At 58.6% G+C, this 2,875-nt stretch carries 3 protein-coding genes; all 3 read left to right on the top strand.

Features of this window, described 5'->3' with window-relative positions:
- Positions 1–308: 308 nt before the first annotated feature.
- The 3 genes from J8I34_RS33590 (at position 309) to J8I34_RS33580 (ending at position 2,003) form a co-directional block, all read left to right on the top strand.
- Positions 309–506, top strand: coding sequence for a hypothetical protein (locus tag J8I34_RS33590; RefSeq protein ID WP_209777526.1), 198 nt, complete (start codon positions 309–311; stop codon positions 504–506).
- A gap of 425 nt (positions 507–931) precedes the next feature.
- A complete protein-coding gene (locus J8I34_RS33585; RefSeq protein WP_245176339.1) occupies positions 932–1,234 on the top strand; it encodes a hypothetical protein in 303 nt (100 codons plus the stop codon).
- Between the two features lie 283 nt (positions 1,235–1,517).
- Positions 1,518–2,003, top strand: coding sequence for a hypothetical protein (locus J8I34_RS33580; RefSeq protein ID WP_245176338.1), 486 nt, complete (start codon positions 1,518–1,520; stop codon positions 2,001–2,003).
- Positions 2,004–2,875: the final 872 nt, after the last annotated feature.

Here is a 2,875-nt window from a genome sequence, read left to right as displayed (position 1 = left end):
GCCAACGCACTCCAGGCGGCCACCCTCGCGGGGGATGGTTCCGGGGTTTGACGGTCAATCTGGACCGACACGCGCCTAGCGATGCGGGGTTGCCTACTACCAGGCAGCCCCCGGCAGGGAAGTTCGGTGCCGATCTATGTCCTTTCGCATCGCAGAAACGGGTACGCATTAAGCGACGACTGACCGACTGAGTGCATTGGGCCCCAGCTCATGTGAGAGTAGCCGGATCGGAATGTGGCGAGCCGTAACGCCGACCACTCGACCGCTTCCCTCGTCCTGGCGGGCCCCTCCCATGAACGACAGAGAAAATGCCAACAAAGAAAATCAAAGTCGAGCTTGCCGATCTCGCTGCGGCGCTCAACCTTTCGTCCGCGCGGCTGGAGCGAGAGTTGGCCTTGCTGGGTTGGGGGATGATCATCAACGAGGCTAACCGCCTAGCCCATGCATCTTTCATCAAGAAATCAACTGGGAGGAGAGTGACTTCGAGAACCACCTGGCGCGGGTAGTCCAGTACATCACATATTGTCGCGCAGCGGATTGGAAGGCTGCCAAAGCGGCGCTCACCAGTCCGCCTTATCAGGGGACACACGAACATCTGACTCGTACTTCCCGCTGATTCTGGCCCTTCACGCAGGCGCATCGACAATCAGCAGCGCGACCAGCCTTGATCATCGAAAAAAGGCCTAACCTGGCGCTAGGCCGACCGACTTGCATTCCCATGAGCGCAGGTAGCCTCGAAAGACCAATGACTTTCGTTGAAGCACCATGGGAAAAGGACTCCGCATCTCTGAGGAGGCATACGCCGCGCTGCTGAAGCGAACAGGATCGCGTGCGGCGTCGGCGCCGGCCGTCCAGGCACAGAACACCGTGCCCACCCCGGAAGAAGCCTCAGGATCGCATGCTCGCGCTAGGCAGATTGCCGGCAGGCGAGATGAACCCGACCGAGAAGGCATATGCCGCTCTCCTCGAACTGGAAAAGCAGGCCGGCCTGATCACCTGGTATGCATTCGAGCCCATCAAATTGCGGCTAGGCAAGAATACCTTCTACACGCCGGACTACGGCGTACGGCTGGCAAGCGGCGAGCTCGAACTTCGGGAGGTCAAAGGCTTCTGGCGGGACGATGCTCGCGTGAAAATCAAGAACGCTGCGTACCTATACCCGATCTTCCGCTTCGTTGCCGTGACGAAGAAAAAGAAAAGCGAAGGCGGTGGCTGGGACCGCGAGGAGTTCTAGGCGCCCCTCGCACGTGGGCGTACCAATTTCTGCGAGACCAGTAGTTGCGACGCTGCACCGCGACGACGAGGTGATCGCGCAGGCAAACCCGGCGGTCACCTCAACTTGCGTCGGCGGCGCGGCAGGCAGCCATTTTGGATTTGGCGCCCATCATGGCTTCTCCCCCTACCTTCGCAGGGTACGTATCGCTGCGGGACTGTTCTGAGCCCTCAACCTTTTATTGACTTGAACCGATAGTCAATAGACTGCGTAAAGCAGTATTTTTCAACTAAGGAAAAAATCCATGAGAAAGACTCTCCTGTTTGCGGGCCTCCTGTCTGCAGCGGCATCGGCAATGGCCGCAAACGTGGGCGCACCGTCCATGAAGCTCTCGATCGAGACCCCATCGGGGAAGCAAGAAGCGCTGGTGTCGACGACCTCGCCTTCCGTCACCTCTAACGGTAGGACGATTAGCTATGCGCGCTCCTGCAAGGTGGATGGAAGCGGCAAGCCGAGTATTGAGCTTGCCACGATTTTCGAAGGAACGACGGTCACCGTGCATCCCAAGCAAATCGACGATGGAAAGCGCGTGATCGCGAACGTTGTTGCGGTCGACACGCGCCTTCGAAAAATGAACAAGGTGGAGCAGGGTGGTTGCTACATCGAGCTGCCGGACGTTGATAGCGCAAGCGCCGAAAGTCATTTCAACCTGGCCGGTGAAAAGCTGGAAACGATGTCGCTCAGTGGATCGAACGGAGCGTCGCTGAAAGTTACCGTTCAACTGCCGTAACGCAGTTGACGAGATGGCCGCTCCCGCGGCCATCAAACGAACCAGCATCGCTAGCGGGCCGAGCGAGTCGGAATCGACGCTGCCACACCGGCAGCGCGCGCATCTTCGAAGTCGCAGACGAGGGCATGTTGCTCGCTCATGGCCCATGCATGCATCTTGCAAGGCTTTTGCCGAGCTTCAGCCGGCACAAGGCCCAGCGAGATCAACAGCGTTGTCAGTATGGTGATTTCAAGGCGATTTGGCCACCGTCAACGACGTGCGGTAGGGCGCTTCGGCGCAAGCCGAGTTGACCGCCGAGCGGCCCGATTTCCCCATAAGGCGCTTCCTTCTGGCATTGCTTCGCCTCCATGGGTTTGTCCAAAACAGAACCTGATTGCCCTCGTGGTGCGTATCGGTCGCCCAGGAGTCGCTGCGCTGGCTGTCGGAATTGTGATCGATGAACAGCATGAGGAGCGGGAACCCGGGCTGATCTTAGGAAACTGGCAATCATCCGCACGCCGTTGCTGTCGATGAGGGTCGCTTTGCTTACCTGCGCAAACCCGCCCCAATATCACGCTGACTGAACGTATCCCTGGCGACCAGGCCCCGCGCTCGTGTACCGGCCAGTCCCGTGCCGATGCCCTCAACGTTGCCACGGCTAGCATCCCAGGGAGCGATCTTCTGTACTGCCTCCATCATCGATTCGCGCCATTCTGCCCTATTGACGGTGGGATTCTCGCTGGTTCCGTCTCCAGTCCACAGCTTCTCTAGGAGGAATTCCGCATTTTGAATTTCGCTGTCATCGAGGAGGTTAAGGCCATGCGGTTATACACATCTTTGACCCACCGAAGCGATCCTGGCGCCCCGGAAAAGTGTTTACATTCAATGACTTG

Source organism: Cupriavidus phytohabitans, from assembly GCF_017815025.1.
GTDB lineage: Bacteria > Pseudomonadota > Gammaproteobacteria > Burkholderiales > Burkholderiaceae > Cupriavidus.
Note: the sequence above shows the minus strand (reverse complement) of the source record. Positions and strands in the feature narration are given on the sequence as shown.

Bases quoted from the DNA above. Each gene is read 5' to 3' on its own strand.
- J8I34_RS33585 (WP_245176339.1), top strand. From the start codon at position 932: ATGAACCCGACCGAGAAGGCATATGCCGCTCTCCTCGAACTGGAAAAG.
- J8I34_RS33590 (WP_209777526.1), top strand. From the start codon at position 309: ATGCCAACAAAGAAAATCAAAGTCGAGCTTGCCGATCTCGCTGCGGCG.
- J8I34_RS33580 (WP_245176338.1), top strand. From the start codon at position 1,518: ATGAGAAAGACTCTCCTGTTTGCGGGCCTCCTGTCTGCAGCGGCATCG.